Origin of the sequence: Glycomyces algeriensis (genome assembly GCF_027622855.1) — a bacterium.
GTDB classification, from domain to species: Bacteria; Actinomycetota; Actinomycetes; order Mycobacteriales; family Micromonosporaceae; genus Glycomyces; species Glycomyces algeriensis.
The window spans coordinates 24,363-39,264 of sequence record NZ_JAPZVR010000018.1 but is presented as its reverse complement, the minus strand read 5'-3'; the positions used below and the strand labels follow the sequence as shown (position 1 = coordinate 39,264).

Annotated in this window: 10 protein-coding genes, 1 tRNA gene and 1 pseudogene; 7 read left to right on the top strand and 5 right to left on the bottom strand. The window is 70.1% G+C overall.

Annotated elements, in window-relative coordinates; all coding sequences use genetic code 11:
- The first annotated feature begins 11 nt into the window (after window positions 1-11).
- Together O2L52_RS22100 and O2L52_RS22095 are read left to right on the top strand one after the other, a co-directional pair.
- On the top strand, window positions 12-980 hold the full coding sequence (locus tag O2L52_RS22100) for an ArsA-related P-loop ATPase (RefSeq protein ID WP_270118276.1): 969 nt from the start codon (window positions 12-14) through the stop codon (window positions 978-980).
- On the top strand, window positions 973-2,097 hold the full coding sequence (locus tag O2L52_RS22095; protein ID WP_270118274.1) for an ArsA family ATPase: 1,125 nt from the start codon (window positions 973-975) through the stop codon (window positions 2,095-2,097). Before O2L52_RS22100 ends, O2L52_RS22095 begins: the two co-directional genes overlap by 8 nt.
- Before the next feature lie 713 nt (window positions 2,098-2,810).
- On the opposite strand, the pseudogene O2L52_RS25515 reads toward O2L52_RS22095, so the two are convergent.
- Window positions 2,811-3,086 (bottom strand): annotated as a pseudogene (locus O2L52_RS25515) (WhiB family transcriptional regulator); the annotation flags it as partial.
- Window positions 3,087-3,429: 343 nt separating this feature from the next.
- Between O2L52_RS25515 and O2L52_RS22085 the strand changes: the two are divergent.
- A complete protein-coding gene (locus tag O2L52_RS22085) occupies window positions 3,430-5,871 on the top strand; it encodes a transglycosylase domain-containing protein (RefSeq protein WP_270118272.1) in 2,442 nt (813 codons plus the stop codon).
- Between the two features lie 75 nt (window positions 5,872-5,946).
- Here the strand turns inward: O2L52_RS22085 and O2L52_RS22080 are convergent, their stop codons facing one another.
- From O2L52_RS22080 to O2L52_RS22070, 3 genes are all read right to left on the bottom strand, one after another.
- Complete coding sequence (locus tag O2L52_RS22080; RefSeq protein WP_344471691.1) at window positions 5,947-6,666, bottom strand: ABC transporter ATP-binding protein; 720 nt, start codon at window positions 6,664-6,666, stop codon at window positions 5,947-5,949.
- 248 nt (window positions 6,667-6,914) lie between these two features.
- Window positions 6,915-7,853 (bottom strand): endonuclease/exonuclease/phosphatase family protein, encoded by a 939-nt coding sequence (locus O2L52_RS22075; RefSeq protein ID WP_270118269.1) that lies wholly within the window; start codon window positions 7,851-7,853, stop codon window positions 6,915-6,917.
- A gap of 142 nt (window positions 7,854-7,995) precedes the next feature.
- Window positions 7,996-8,086 (bottom strand) — tRNA-Ser (locus O2L52_RS22070).
- Window positions 8,087-8,193: 107 nt separating this feature from the next.
- Between O2L52_RS22070 and deoD the strand changes: the two genes are divergently transcribed.
- A complete protein-coding gene (gene deoD, locus O2L52_RS22065; RefSeq protein ID WP_270118268.1) occupies window positions 8,194-8,901 on the top strand; it encodes a purine-nucleoside phosphorylase in 708 nt (235 codons plus the stop codon).
- 42 nt (window positions 8,902-8,943) lie between these two features.
- Here the strand turns inward: deoD and O2L52_RS22060 are convergent, their stop codons facing one another.
- Window positions 8,944-11,076 carry an acyltransferase family protein gene (locus O2L52_RS22060; protein WP_270118267.1) on the bottom strand — a complete coding sequence of 711 codons (2,133 nt, stop codon included), beginning with the start codon at window positions 11,074-11,076 and terminating at the stop codon, window positions 8,944-8,946.
- A 348-nt stretch (window positions 11,077-11,424) separates the two neighbouring features.
- On the opposite strand from O2L52_RS22060, the gene O2L52_RS22055 reads away from it, so the two are divergent.
- The 3 genes from O2L52_RS22055 to O2L52_RS22045 all read left to right on the top strand — a co-directional run bounded on the left by O2L52_RS22055 (window position 11,425) and on the right by O2L52_RS22045 (window position 14,815).
- On the top strand, window positions 11,425-12,945 hold the full coding sequence (locus tag O2L52_RS22055; RefSeq protein WP_270118266.1) for an acyl-CoA carboxylase subunit beta: 1,521 nt from the start codon (window positions 11,425-11,427) through the stop codon (window positions 12,943-12,945).
- A 47-nt stretch (window positions 12,946-12,992) separates the two neighbouring features.
- Window positions 12,993-14,120: an acyl-CoA dehydrogenase family protein gene (locus O2L52_RS22050; RefSeq protein WP_270118265.1), complete on the top strand. Its 1,128-nt coding sequence runs from the start codon at window positions 12,993-12,995 to the stop codon at window positions 14,118-14,120.
- Between the two features lie 185 nt (window positions 14,121-14,305).
- A complete protein-coding gene (locus tag O2L52_RS22045; protein ID WP_270118264.1) occupies window positions 14,306-14,815 on the top strand; it encodes a Rieske (2Fe-2S) protein in 510 nt (169 codons plus the stop codon).
- Window positions 14,816-14,902 lie beyond the last annotated feature (87 nt).

Here is a 14,902-nt window from a genome sequence, read left to right as displayed (position 1 = left end):
GACTCCGGTGAATGACTGCCTCAGCGTTCCCGGTGCCGCGCCTGCACATCGTCACCGGGAAGGGCGGCACGGGGAAGACCTCGGTCGCGGCCGCGCTGGCGCTGGCCCTGGCCGGCTCCGGGCGGCGGGTGCTGCTGGCGGAGGTCGAAGGGCGCCAAGGGATCGCGCCGCTGTTCGAGGCGCCGTCGCTGGGTTACGAGGAGCGGCATCTGGCCGCGGGGCTCGACGGCGGGGAGGTCTTCGGGCAGTCGGTGGACGCGGACGAGGCCCTGCTCGACTATTTGACGATGTTCTACCGGCTCGGGTCGGCCGGGAAGGCGCTGCAGAAGTTCGGGGCTATCGACTTCGCGACGACGATCGCGCCGGGGCTGCGGGACATCCTGCTCACTGGGAAGCTCAAGGAGGCGGCGTCGCGCACCGAGTCAGGGCGGATGGCCTATGACGCGGTGGTGCTCGACGCGCCGCCGACGGGCCGGGTGGTGAAGTTCCTGAACGTGACCGTGGAGAGCGGGCGGCTGGCGAAGACGGGCCCGATCGGGAAGCACTCGCGGTCGGTGGCGCGGATGCTGCATTCGTCGCTGACGGCGGTGCATGTGGTGACGACGCCGGCGGCGATGCCGGTGCAGGAAACCGTGGACGCGTACAAGGAGCTCATGGCCGCCGATCTGCCGGTGGGGCAGCTCGTGCTGAACAAGGTCGCAGGGGCGAAGGCCGTGGAGGTCGACGCGGCGCAGATCATGGCGGGCCTGGAGCGGGTCGGGTTGAACCCGGACGACGCAATGGTTTCGGGCCTGGTCGAGGAGTACACGGCGGCGAGGGCGGAGATCGAGTCGGTGGACGCGTACCGGGATCGGCTTGAGCGGCTCGGCCGCCCGGTCGCCGAGCTGCCGCTGCTGCCCGAGGGCGTGGATCTTTCGGGTCTCTACCAGCTCGCCCGCGTCCTGCGGCCCTTGATCATCGGAGGACGGCGCAATGGCTGAGGTCCCTGAGCTCGACATCGACGCCCTGCTGGGCGACGCGGGCAAGCATGTGATCGCTTGCTGCGGTTCGGGCGGCGTCGGGAAGACCACGACCGCGGCGGCGCTCGCGCTGCGCGCGGCCGAGGTCCACGGGCGGCGCACGGTGGTCCTGACGATCGACCCGGCCCGGCGGCTCGCGCAGTCGCTGGGGATGGAGGCCCTCGGGAACGTCCCGAAGGCGGTCGAGGCGGTGCGCGGCGGTTCGCTGGACGCGATGATGCTCGACATGAAGCGCACGTTCGACGAGGTGGTGGCCTCGCATACGACCCCGGAGCGGGCGGCGGAGATCTTCGCGAACCCGTTCTACCAGGCGGTGTCGTCGACGTTCTCGGGCACGCAGGAGTACATGGCGATGGAGAAGCTCGGCCAGCTCCGCGCGACCGGTCAGTGGGACCTCATCGTGCTGGACACACCGCCCTCGCGGTCGGCGCTCGACTTCCTCGACGCGCCGGCGCGGCTCGCGCGGCTGCTCGACGGCCGGGTCATCCGGCTGCTGTCGGCCTCGACGCCCGGCGCGCGGCGGTCGATGCTGTCGCTCATGGGCGCGAGCGCGGCGGTGTTCACGCGGGTGTTCAACAAGGTCCTCGGCGGGCACCTGCTCACCGATGTCGCGGAGTTCACCGCGAGCCTGGAGGACACCTTCGGCGGTTTCCGCAAGCGCGCGGAGGCGACCTTCCGGACCCTGCAGGACGACCAGACTTCGTTCCTGGTGATCGCGGCCCCGGAGCCGGCGGCCGTGGGCGAGGCCGTGTACTTCACGCGGCGCCTCACCGAGGAGCGGATGCCGCTCGACGGGATGATCCTGAACCGCCTGACCCCGGTCGCGGCCGATCTGACGGCTGAGCGGGCGCTCGGTGCGGCGGCGGCCCTCGAGGAGTCCGACGCGGACGACCCGGTCGCGGCGGTCCTGCGGACCCACGCGGACCTGGCCCGGCGGCGGGCCGCCGAGGAGCGGGTCGCGGCCCGCTATGCGGCCGCGTGCCCTGAGGTCCCGCAGCGGCGGCTGCCGGCGCTGGGCGTGGAGGTCGTGGACCTCGACGACCTGCGCGCCTTCGGCGCGGTGGCCGCGGGCGCTTAACGGCTGCTAGCTGTCGAGCGCTGGTCGAATGCCTGCCAGCCGGTCGCCGTCCAGGATCCTGTTGGCCGGGTCCTGGGCGGGCGCTTGCGCCGAGCGTGGGCTCGGAGTAGTCGAGCGGTTCGCCGAGGCGCTTCGGATCGTGCGTTTGTCGGCGATCGTTGGTTCAGGTGCTTGGCTGCCGTCTGGTCGGTCGGGTGCCTGGTTCGGTGCTGGGTTGATCTTGCTGCTTGGTCTTGGCCGGCTGGTCTGGTGCCGGTCGGTGAGGTTGTGGTGCGAGCGCATCGGCGCCTTTGCCGATGCGCCCGCGTCTTCCTCGCGAGGTCTCCTGGCAGGAGCCGCGCGGGAGTGCACTCCCGCGCGGTCTTCGGGGGCGGCCCCCGGGGTTCCCACATTCGCCGCCAGTCCTGCCAGGACCGGATCGCCACTCCGCACTTCCACCACCACCGGCGGAGCAACCGTTTTTATCTATCAACAATCACATGTCCGGTACCGGATGCCAAGCACTCTTTTTCAGCCTGTGGATAACTTTGCGAGTATTGCTTATTTTGCCTGTTCCTTAGGCGTAGTGTTATCCACAGGTGGGGCGCGGGCATGAAAAACGCGCCCGGACGGGGATGCCGTCCAGGCGCGGCGTTCAAGCCTTTCATGGAGAGGCTCGCCGGTAAGAAGTTGACGTCCACCGGTATCCGGCGCCGGTTGCCCTTGCGGGCGCTTCGCTGCTCCTCCTCAAGTGCGACCTCGAAGACCGCTCTCCAGGAGCGGACGTCCGCGTGCCTGCGCAGCAGTGCCCTCCGCTCCCGCTCGGTCATGCCGCCCCAGACGCCGAACTCGATGCGATTGTCGAGCGCGTCGGCGAGACATTCCAGCCGTACCGGACAGCCTCGGCACACTTTCTTGGCGTTGTTCTGCTCTGCTCCTTGCACGAACAGGGCGTCAGGATCACCTTCCTGACATAGCGCCTTGGTCGTCCAGTCGATCAGCAGTCCCATCCGCATGACCTCCCCGTGAGATCTTTCCCCTTCATACCCCCCGACGACTACATCAGAGTGACCTCTCGATCACTCAATGTGGCCGTCAGAACGGACCTTACACCTCTCGTAAGGGTTTGACTACTCTCCGAGACGAAAATCGGACTCCGCGGTACGGCTTCACCCCTACGGTTCACTACGCGATGGCAGCTCGCGATAATAACGATTCCGATACGAGCGCATCTCCCCTTCCGGATGGGGGCGTATCAATTGCGGGCATTCATGTCGCCTTGCATGTGAGTCGCCTTCCGGTTCGAGGATGCTGCCGGTTCGCACTTCCCGACGTTCGTTCTAATCTGAGGCGGTGGAGACCTTGAAACGCGACCGGAGTCCCCTGAGGGACGGCATCGCACTGCTGATCTGCGGTGTGCTCGCCGGCGTGCTCGCAGCCGCGGCCGCCTTCCCCCTCGTCGGACTCGGCGGCCTCGTTGCCGAGAACAGCGTCAACTCATTCGAGTCGCTGCCGACAGAACTCACCAAACCCACCTTGCCGCAGACGACCTATGTGTACGCGTCCGATGGCGAGACGCTCATCACCTCCTTCTACGAGGAGAACCGCCGCGAGGTCTCCCTCGACGAGGTCTCTCCTGTCATGATCGACGCGCTCCTGGCGGCCGAGGACTCGAAGTTCTACGAGCACAACGGAGTCGACTGGGCCGGAATCATCCGCGCCGCCGTGGCGAACCAGGGCGGCGACTCCCAGGGGGCGTCGACCCTCACCATGCAGTTCGTACGCAATACCCTGATCTACTCGGCTTCAACCATCGACGAGGTCATCGCCGCCTCCGAGGACACGTACGAGCGCAAGCTCCGAGAAGCCAGGTACGCCATGGGCATCGAAGAGACGATGTCCAAAGAGGACATCCTCGAGGGCTACCTGAACGTGATCTATCTCGGCAACCAGGCTTACGGTGTGCACGCGGGGTCGTATACGTACTTCAACAAGTCCCCCAGCGAGCTCACCGCCGCCGAGGCCGCGACCCTCGCCTCACTGCCGAAGTTCCCCTCGCTCGCCGACGGCCTCCTCGACGGTGAAGGCGACGACCAGGCCATCGTCGACCGCCGCAACTGGATCCTCGACCGCATGGTCGGACTCGGCAAGCTCGAGCAGGCCGAGGCCGACGAGGCCAAGGAACTCCCGCTCGGCCTGAACCCGCGCCCCGTCCGCAGCGAATGCGTCGACGTCGCGACCCCCAACTGGGGCTTCTTCTGCGACTACTTCAAAGAGTGGTGGACCAGCCAGGAAGCCTTCGGGGAGACCGAACGCGACCGCATGAGCCTGCTCAAGCGCGGCGGCTTCAAGATCGTCACCAGCCTCGACGCGAAACTCCAGGACCAGGCCACCGAGCGCCTCACCGAAGAGGTGAGCGTCAACAACTCCGCCGCCCTCGGATCCGTCACCATCACCCCGGGCACCGGGCACGTGCGCGCGATGGCCGTGAACCGCAACTACAGTCTCGACCAGACCGAGAACAAGCCCCGCACCGACGGCGACGACTCCAAGCCCTCGAACTACCCGAACACGACGATCCCGCTCCTCAGCGGCAACGACGAGGTCTCCGGCTACCCGGCGGGCTCGACGTTCAAGATGTTCACGATGGTCGCGGCCCTCGACGCGGGCTTCCCGCTGCGGACCGCGCTCCCCTCGCCCGGGCGACTCACGTCGCAGTACCTCACCGCGGCGAGCGACCCGTCCGCGTGCGGCAGCACCACCGAAAACGACCAGCGCCACTGGTGCCCGTCCAACGACGGCGGCTGGTCCTCCGGGCCGATGAACATGTGGGCCATGTTCGGGCGCTCCTCGAACACCGCGTTCGTGCAGCTCCAGCAGGCGGTAGGCACCAAGAAGGCCTACGAGGCCGCGGTCGCCTCGGGCATCGACTTCGCCCCTGACAGCACCGCGACCCAGCACGCGGAGAGCGACTCGCTGAACGACTACGGCACCTTCACCCTCGGGTTCGACGCGACGACGCCGCTGGAGATGGCCGAGGCCTACGCGACCGTCGCAGCCGAAGGGCTGCACTGCGAGCCGCTGCCCGTGATGCAGGTGTTCGGGGCCGACGGCGCGGAACTGCCCGATGCCGCTGCGCCGCAATGCGACCAGGCCTTCCCGAAGGAGGTCGCGAACGCGGCCGTCTCCGCCGGGCGCTGCGTGGTCGGCCAGAGCCCGGAGGGCACGCGCTGTTCCGGGAACGGCACCGCCGCCTCCTACACCGGCAACTTCGACCGGCCGCTGTTCGGCAAGACCGGCACCGCCGACTCCGACCGCTCCTACTGGTTCATCGGGTCGACGCCGAACGCCACCACCGCGACGTTCGTCGGCGACCCTGACGCCAGCTTCCGGTCCAATGTGGCCACAGCGGATCTGAAGGTCTCGGTGAAGGAGGTCGGCGTCTCGATCCTCAAGTCGGCCGTGAAGGACCTCCCCGAGGAGGACTGGAGCAAGCCGACCAACGCGATGATCAACGGCAAGAACCTGGTGTCGATCCCGTCCATCGACTGCATGGACGCCGACGACGCCCGCTCGCGCGTGGCGAACGCCGGGTTCGACGCGTCGATCGCGGCCGGCACCTTCGACTCCGACTGCAAAGAGGGCGAAGCGTTCTCGACCTCGATGACCGGCTCGGCGCCGAGCGGCAGCCCGATCTACATCCTCGTCTCCAACGGCAAGGACTACAAGGAGGACGAGCCCACGGACGGCGCCACACCGCCGGACGCGAGCACGCCGCCCGACGACCGGGACTGACACCGCCGCAAGCGAACTGCGGGCCCGCGCCTTTCGGCGCGGGCCCGCAGTCCTTTTGGGAGGAAGGAAGTCTGTTCAGTTCGCCTTCGGCATCACCAGGGTGCCGGGGGCGACCCGGTCGGTGGGGACGGTGTGGTGGCCGTCGTCGTGGAGGTGGTTGCCTTCGCGGAGTTGGCCGTCGCGGATGGTGACGGCGCGCTGGGCGCGTTCGGCCACTTCGTGGTCGTGGGTGATGATGAGGATGGTCAGGCCCTCGGCGTGCAGTTCGTCCAATGTGGCCATGATGGAGTCGGCGGTCTTGGAGTCGAGGTTGCCGGTGGGCTCGTCGCACAGCAGCAGGCTCGGCCCGGCCGCGAGAGCGCGGGCGATCGCCACGCGCTGGCGCTCGCCGCCCGAGAGCGTGGTCGGGAGGGCGTCGAGGCGGTGGGAGAGGCCCACGAGTTCGAGCTTCTCGCGCGCGATCTGGCGCCGCTTGCGCTTGGGGACCCCTTGGTACACCAGGGACATGGCGACGTTCTCGGTCGCGGTGCGGTGGGCCATGAGGTGGAACGCCTGGAAGATGAAGCCGATCTTGTCGGCGCGCAGCTGGGTGCGGTGCGCTTCCTTCATCTTGGAGGTGTCGTGGCCGTCGAGCCAGTACGTGCCCGCGGTGGGCGCGTCCAGGAGCCCCAGGAGGTTCAGGAGGGTGGACTTGCCGGAGCCGGAGGGGCCGACGATCGCGACGTACTCGCCGTCGTCGATGCGCAGCTCGACCGGCTTGAGGGCTTCGACGGGCGGCGGACCGGGGTAGGTCATGCCGACGCCGTCGAGCTCGATGAGCGCGCGGACGGGCTCGGCCGGCCCTCCGCCTGCGACGCGCGCGAACACCGCGGTGTCGTCGCCGGAGCCGTTGGCGGCGCCGCCGCTGACGGTCGGCAGGATCATGGTCGCGTCGTCTTCGGTCACGTCTCCAAGACGCCCGGACCGTCGCGAGTGGTTGCACGCCGCCCGGACTTTGCATTCCGGAGGGCGCCGACGGGTCTCGGGGCCAGGGGTCCCGGACGTCAGGAGAACGAGAAGTCGGCCATGACCGGGCGATGGTCGGAAGCGGTCGCGTCCAGGACCTCTGAGCCGGTGGCCTCCATGCCGCGGTACAGGACCTGGTCGATCCGCGCCATCGGGGTGTCGGCCGGCCAGGTGAACCCGAAGCCCTTGCCGGCGTCGGCCTGCGCCGAGTGCAGCTGGTAGGTGATCGGGGCGAGCGCGCGGTCCTGGGAGGTGCCGTTCAGGTCCCCGGCGAGGACGACGCGTTCGAGCTCCTCGTCGGCGAGGGCCTCGCCGAGGAGGAGCGCGGTCTCGTTGCGCTGGGCGGAGGTGAAGCCCTCGGTGTTGACGCGCACGGAGAGCAGGTGCGCCACATAGAAGGCGACGGGCTCGCCGTCGATGTCGACGGCGGCGCGGAAGGCGCGGGCCCAGCCGAGGTCGAGGTCGACCTCGTAGGAGTCGAGGACGGGGTGGGTGGACCACAGGGCGACGGTGCCGTAGGAGACGGAGTACTCGTACTGGCCGTCGAGGAGCTCGCTCCAGGCGTACCGCTGGTCCTCGGTGAGCTCGACGAGGACGATGACGTCGGGCTCGGCGGCGAGGAGGGTCGCGGCCGTGCCCGCGGTGTCGGCGTTGTCGGCGTTGACGTTGTGGGCGACGACGCGGAAGTCCCCTTCGCCGGAGCGCTTGTCGGGGATGAGGCCGGCGTACATCTGGAACCAGACGAGGCCGGGCACGATCGCGCAGACGATGGCCACGGGCTTGCGGCGGATCGCGGCGAGGAGGAGGAGGACGGGGACGGCGAGGCCGAACCAGGGCAGGAACGTCTCGATGAGGCTGCCGAGGTTGAACCAGCGGTTGGGGATGAACCGGTGCAGGAGCAGGATCGCGGCGAGGAGCAGCGAGAGGACGATGATCGCCCCGCTGAAGATCTTCCCGCCCGTCGATGATCGGCTCACCCGCTGCCGCCTTTCTCCGTGTGAGCGGCGCTCCAGCGCCGTCGGCGCCGCCGGGTGGCGGCGCGGTCCCGACAGGTTAGCCGCCCTTGGCGAGAAACAACGAATGCCGGGCCTGTGATCACAGGCCCGGCATCCGGAACGTTGGCGGTGGCGGTGGGATTTGAACCCACGGTTGAGGGTTACCCAACACTCGCTTTCGAGGCGAGCTCCTTCGGCCGCTCGGACACGCCACCGCGGAGAACACTACCGGACCCCGGTGGCGCGCACTGCAGCGGGCCCGGCGATCCAGCTCACAGCCGGTCTCCGCAAATTCATGGGATGTTTATGAGAAGCTGGCGTCATGACTGCACACATCTCCGCCAAGCCGGGCGACATCGCCGAGAGCGTCCTCCTGCCCGGGGACCCGCTGCGCGCGAAGTGGATCGCCGAGAACTTCCTCACGGACGCGACCTGCTACACCGAGGTCAGGAACATGTTCGGGTTCACCGGCACGTACAAGGGCAAGCGCGTGTCCGTGCAGGGCACCGGGATGGGCCAGCCGTCCGCGTCGATCTACACGCACGAGCTGCTCGACGTGTACGGCGTGAAGACGGTGGTGCGCGTGGGCTCGGCCGGCGCGATCCACAACGACATCGAGCTGCGGGACGTGGTGGCCGGCATCGGCGCCTCCACGAACTCCTCGATGAACCGCATCCGCTTCAACGGCGTCGTCGACTACGCGCCGGTGGCGGACTTCGGGCTGCTGCGCGCCTCCGCCGACGCCGCGGCCGCGCGCGGGATCAACCTGCACGTGGGCCAGCTGTACTCCTCGGACACGTTCTACACCGACGCTCCCGAGGTCGAGGCGAAGCTCGCCGACTACGGCATCCTCGCCATCGAGATGGAGGCCGCGGCGATCTACACGCTCGCCGCGAAGTTCAAGGCCCGCGCCCTCGCGCTGTGCACCATCTCCGACCACATCCTCAAGGGCACCGAGCTGCCCGCGGCCGACCGCCAGGAGTCGTTCTCCGAGATGGTGGAGATCGCACTGGACGCCGTCACCGCGTAACACCGTCGCTCAGGCCCGGCTCGGGTGAGCCGGGCCTTTCGCTTACCCCGCAGCCGGATTCGCGAGGGCGTCGGCGAGTTCGGCCCCGAGGTAGGGGCCGAGCGTCGCAGCGTACGTGTTGGTGAGGTGCGCGTCGTCGCGGTAGACGAGGACGTTGCCGACCACCGGCGGGCAGGCGTCGCCGTCGCAGATGTAGCCGGTGAGGTCGACCTTGTGGACCCCCGCGGGCACCTCCAGGGCCTCGAACGCGCCCTCGTCGTAGTACGAAGCGCGGTCGACGGTGCACTCGTTCGCGTTGGGGCCGTTGAGGTCCACGCAGAGCGGGATGTCGAAGCGGGGGCTCGGGGTGTCGCGCAGGGCGACCACGGTCGTCCCGGTCGCGAGGAGCTGCTCGTAGCGGTCGGTGTAGTCGGGGAACGTCTCGTACGCCTCGTACCCGACCCGGGAGCCGTAGGTGAGCACCAGGTCGGGCTGGATCGCGTCGATCTCGGCGACGACCGCGTCGTTCCACGCGGCGCACGAGCGGTAGCGCTCCTCTCCGAGCGCCTCCTGGCCGGTCTCAATGATGCAGGCGTTCTTGGTGAACGCGATGACGTGCCAGTTCCGGTCCGCGGCGGCGTCGAGCACGGCCGGGAGCCACTGCCAGATCTTGGAGCCGCCGTACATGACGACGGTGGCGGCGGCGCCCGCGCCGTCGGCAGCCCCGTCCTCGTCCTCCTCCTCGTCGCCGTCCGACTCCTCGCCGGCGTCGGCGGCGGGGGCGAAGTCGCACCGGATCGGCTCGTAGCCCTCCATGGTCTGGTTGCAGCGGCCCGAGAGCGCCGGGTCGTAGTCGAGGGCGGCGTCGAGCGTGGAGGGCGTGAAGTCCGCTTCGGCCACCTCGACGCCCTCGGCGAGGACGGCCGCGCCCGGGTAGCGGCCCGGGTCGTTCGCGGCCTCGGCGAGCCGGTCGCGCTCGAACGCGATGTACCCGGCCATGGCGGCGCAGGCGGCGAGCGCGAGCGCCATGAACGCCGCGCCGAGCGCGAACGCGCCGCGTTTGGTGCGCTGGCCGAGGCCGGTGGCGGGGAGGCGCCGCTCCAGGGCCCAGTTGGTGGCGGCGGCCAGCGCGGTCGCGGCGGCGAGGACGCCGAGGCCGCCGGGGAGGGTCGCGGTGTCGCGTCCGGTCGCGCTGAGGTAGCAGATGAGGATCGGCCAGTGCCAGAGGTAGAGCGTGAAGGAGAGGTCGCCGAGCCACTGGACGAACCGGGTGTTGAGGAGGTGCCCGGCGCCGGCGCCGGGGCTGAGGGACGCGGCGATGACGACGGCGCAGGCGCCGCCGACGGGCCAGAGCGCGGCGAGTCCGGGGAACTGGGTGCTCTCGAGGAAGAACCCGGCGGCGAGGAGGACGGCGACGCCCGCCCAGCCGAGGAGCGCGGCCGTCCATTTCGCTTGCGGCGCAGTGGGGTCAGAGAAGGCGGTGCGGAGGCGCGGGAGGGCGAGGGCGAGGAGGCCGCCCGCGGCGAATTGCCAGAGGCGGGCGCGGAGGTCGAAGTAGGCGAAGGCCTGGTTCTCGGCGGTCTCCCAGAGCGCGAAGGCGAACGAGGCGGCGAAGACGAGCGCGAGGGCGGCGGCGAGGGTGCGGCGGGGGCTGCGTCTGGTGCGGGCGGCGAGTGCGGTCGCGGCGGCGATGAGGAGGGGCCACAGCACGTAGAACTGGGTCTGGACGCCCATCGACCAGTAGTGCTGGACGATGCTGGCGCCGTTGTTGGAGGAGAGGTAGTCGACGGAGTTGAAGGCGAGGTGCCAGTTGGCGTAGTAGAGGGCGGCGGCGAGGAGGTCGCCGAGCTGCTGGATCCAGGTAGCGCGCGGGAGCCAGAGGACGGCCATGACGACGCTCGCGGCGGCGACGACCAGGGCGGGCGGGAAGATGCGGCGGACGATGCGGGCGGCGAACGCGAGGGGGGCGACCGAGCCGGTGCGGTCGACGGAGCGGAGGAGGCTCGCGGTGATGAAGAAGCCGGAGAGCAGGAGGAACACGTCGACGCCGCCGGAGACGCGGTCGAACCAGATGTGGTAGACGGCGATGACGACGATGGCGAGGCCGCGGAGGCCGTCGATCTCGCGCAGACGCGGCGGCCGGGGGGCCGGCTGGGCGTGCGCGGGGGGCGCGGTCGGGGCGTCGCTGGTGCTCACGGGGTTGCTCATCGAACTCCGGGGGAGGCGGCGTGCCGGGGCACGTGGCGGGGGCGCGGTGCGGTGGCGGTGTGGGAGTGGCGCGGTGGTTTCCCCGAGGGTAGCCGCGGCGGGTTCGTGGAGTGAACGGGGCGGTTGCGGCCGGGCGTGAGCGGGGCGAAATGCGAGTGGGCGGACGGGCCGGGTTTGCGACCGCAGGCGCACAGCGCTCTGCGCCGGATGTGAACCCGCCGGTGAACAACTGAATTACACGAAACGCGAATGCGTTGACACGCGGGGATCGGCGGGACACAATATGCTTGCCTTAACGATCGTTAAGGGACGCTGTTTCGGCAAGGAGGCCGCAACGTGGAATTCGGGGACTACCCGGCCGAGCGCGAGCGGATCGAGCGCGGTGGCGCCGCCAAATACCACCAGGCCGCCGCCGCCGCGGGCAAGTACCACGCGCGCGAGCGCATCCGGCGCCTGTGCGACCCCGACTCGTTCCGCGAGGACAGCCTCTGGGCCAACCCGGACCCGACCCTCCCCGCCGACGGCGTCGTCGTCGGCACCGCCACCGTGCAGGGCCGTCCCATCCGGCTCGTCGCCAACGACTCCACCGTCAAGGCCGGGTCCTGGGGCGCGCGCACCGTCGAGAAGATCATCCGCACCGTCGAGGCCGCCCAGCTCGAGCAGCACCCCATCGTCTACCTCGTCGACTCCGCCGGCGCCCGCATCACCGACCAGGTCCAGCTCTTCCCCGGCCGCCGCGGCGCCGGCCGGATCTTCCACGAGCAGGTCCGCGCCTCCGGGAAGATCCCGCAGGCCTGCGCCCTCTTCGGTCCCAGCGCCGCCGGCGGCGCCTACATCCCCGCGTTCTGCGACATCGTCGCCATGGTCGACGGCAACGCCTCCATGTACCTCGGCAGCCCCCGCATGGTCGAGATGGTCACCGGCGAGAAGACCACCCTCGAGGACATGGGCGGCGCGCGCGTCCACTGCGAGCAGTCCGGCGTCGGCCACTTCCTGTGCCGCAACGAGGACGAGGCCATCGCCTCCGTCCGGCGCTGGCTCTCCTACCTGCCCTCCAACTGGACGCAGCCCGCACCCGTGCGCGCCGCCCGGCCCCCGCTCCCGGTCGACCTCGCCGCGAGCATCCCCGCCAGCGAATCCGCGCCGTTCGACATGCACGACTTCCTCGACGGGCTCGTCGACCGCGACTCGATGCTCGAAGTGCAGGCCCGCTGGGCCGGCGAGCTCCTCACCGCATTCGCCCGCCTCGACGGCAGGCCCGTCGGCATCGTCGCCAACAACTCCGCCGTCCGCGGCGGCGTCCTCTTCTCCGACTCCGCCGACAAGGCCGCCCGCTTCGTCAGCACCTGCGACGCCTTCAACGTGCCGCTGCTGTTCCTCGCCGACGTCCCCGGCTTCATGGTCGGCTCCGCCGTCGAGCACGGCGGCATCATCCGCCACGGCGCCAAGATGATCGCCGCCGTCGCCGAGGCCACCGTCCCCAAACTCTGCGTCGTCGTCCGCAAGGCCTACGGCGCCGGCCTCTACGCCATGGCCGGACCCGCCTTCGGCTCCGACGCGTGCCTCGCCCTCCCCACCGCCCGCATCGCCGTCATGGGCGCCGAAGCGGCCGTCAACGCCGTGTACGCCAACAAGATCGCCGCCATCGACGACCCCGCGACGCGGGAGCGGTTCGTGGCCGACAAGCGCGCCGAGTACGAAGCCGACGTCGACCTCCGCCGCCTCGCCGGCGAACTCGTCGTCGACGACATCATCGAACCCGCCCACCTCCGCGATGACCTCATCGCCCGATACCGCCGGCTGACCCACAAGGACCGCCGGTTCTCCGACCGCAGACACCCGATCACACCGGTGTAGCCGCCGCCCGCGACGCCTGCGATCCGCACATCAACAGGGAGCCAGCCATGAGACTCGACATCGAGCAGACCGAATTCGCCGCCGCTGTGCGCGCCTTCGCCCAGGACCAGATCAAACCGGTCATCGGCGACTTCTACGAGCGCGGCGAATTCCCCGCCGACCTCGTCCGCGAGCTGGGCAAGCTCGGCGTCCTCGGCGTCACCCTCCCCGAGGAGTACGGCGGCGCCGGCGCCGGCCTCTTCATGCTCGGCCTCGCCCTCGAGGAGATCGCCCGTGTCGACGCCTCCGTCGCCGTCACCGTCGAGGCCTCCGTGACCCTCGGCGCCGAAGGCATCGCCCGCTACGGCACTCCCGAGCAGCGGGCCAAATGGCTCCCGCGCCTCGCCGCCGGCGAAGGCCTCGTCGCCTTCGCCCTCACCGAACCCGGCGGCGGCACCGACGCCGGCCACACCGACACCAAGGCCCGCCTCGAGAACGGCGAATGGGTCATCGACGGCGCGAAGTGCTTCATCACCAACGCGGGCACCGAGATGACCGACCTCATCGTCACCACCGCCCAGACCGGCCCCGGCGAAGTCTCCTGCATCGCCGTCGAGCCCGGCACCCCCGGCCTCGAGATCGGCCCCGAGTACTCCAAGGTCGGCTGGCGCGCCTCCGACACCCGGCCCGTCTACTTCGACAACTGCCGCGTCCCCGAGGCCAACCTCCTCGGCCAGCGCGGCCGCGGATTCGTGCAGTTCCTGGAACTGCTCGACAGCGGCCGGGTCGCGATCGCGGCGCTGGCGACGGGCTCGGCGCAGGGGTGCCTGGACGAGTCCGTGGCGCACGCGAAGGAGCGCGAGGCGTTCGGGCGGCCGATCGCGTCGAACCAGTCGATCGCGTTCATGCTGGCGGACATGCGGCTGCGGGCGCACACGTCGCGGCTGGCGTGGCAGGACGCGGCGCTGAAGGCGGACGCGGGCGAGCCGTTCAGCACCGATGCGGCGCTGGCGAAGCTGCACGCGTCGCAGGCGGCGGTGGAGAACGCGCGGGAGGCGACGCAGATCTTCGGCGGGTACGGGTTCATGAACGAGACGCCGGTGGCGCGTGCCTGGCGGGACTGCAAGGTGCTGGAGATCGGTGAAGGGACGAATGAGGTGCAGCGGATGCTGATCGCGAGGTCGCTGGGGGTGTAGCGGGGCTGTGAGCTTGCTGAGAACTCGATGAAGTTTCAACTAGAAGGCTTGATCGGGGACGTATCGCGTGAAAGGCTCGGCATTCGGGCGTTAGCGTTGCGCCGCAGGCGTCGCAGCGGCAGCGCCCCGGCTCGCCTTGCGGCGGCCGTTCACGGCGCCGCACCTGAAGCGCAAGGAGCTCAACGATGACCGACACCCGGAACGGGTCCGATCCGGCGGTGCGAATCCCGGCCGATACCGCCACCACGGCGCCGCTCGTACGCCGTCAGGCGGCGACCCGGCGCGGCATGATGTGCGGACTGGCCGGGCTGGGGGCCGCGGGAGCGCTCGCGGCCTGCGGCACGGAGTCCCCGAGCGGCTCCGACTCCTCGACCACGGGCTCGAGCGGCACCGAAGGCGGTTCGACCGGTGAGGGCGGCGGGATCGCGGCGACCTCGGACGTGCCGGTGGGCGGCGGGATCGTCGTCGACCAGACCGTGATCGTGCAGCCGACCGCGGACGAGTTCCTGGCGTTCACGGCGGTCTGCCCGCACCAGGGCGCGACCGTCGCGGCCCCCGACGCGGACGGCAACATCATCTGCCCCCAGCACCAATCGACGTGGACGATCGAGGGCACGCTCGAGCAGGGCCCGGCCGACATCGACCTGCCGCCGGTGGAGATCACCGTCGAGGACGGCCAGATCTCACTCGCCTAGGCGCACCACACGACAGCACAACGACGACGGCGGGCGGGCCGCGCTGCGTGCCCGCCGCCCGCGGCGGTGGGGGCGGCGCAGGGCGGG

Bases quoted from the DNA above. Each gene is read 5' to 3' on its own strand.
- O2L52_RS22100 (WP_270118276.1), top strand. From the start codon at position 12: ATGACTGCCTCAGCGTTCCCGGTGCCGCGCCTGCACATCGTCACCGGG.
- O2L52_RS22095 (WP_270118274.1), top strand. From the start codon at position 973: ATGGCTGAGGTCCCTGAGCTCGACATCGACGCCCTGCTGGGCGACGCG.
- O2L52_RS22080 (WP_344471691.1), bottom strand. From the start codon at position 6,666: ATGACCTACCCCGGTCCGCCGCCCGTCGAAGCCCTCAAGCCGGTCGAG.
- deoD (WP_270118268.1), top strand. From the start codon at position 8,194: ATGACTGCACACATCTCCGCCAAGCCGGGCGACATCGCCGAGAGCGTC.
- O2L52_RS22050 (WP_270118265.1), top strand. From the start codon at position 12,993: ATGAGACTCGACATCGAGCAGACCGAATTCGCCGCCGCTGTGCGCGCC.
- O2L52_RS22045 (WP_270118264.1), top strand. From the start codon at position 14,306: ATGACCGACACCCGGAACGGGTCCGATCCGGCGGTGCGAATCCCGGCC.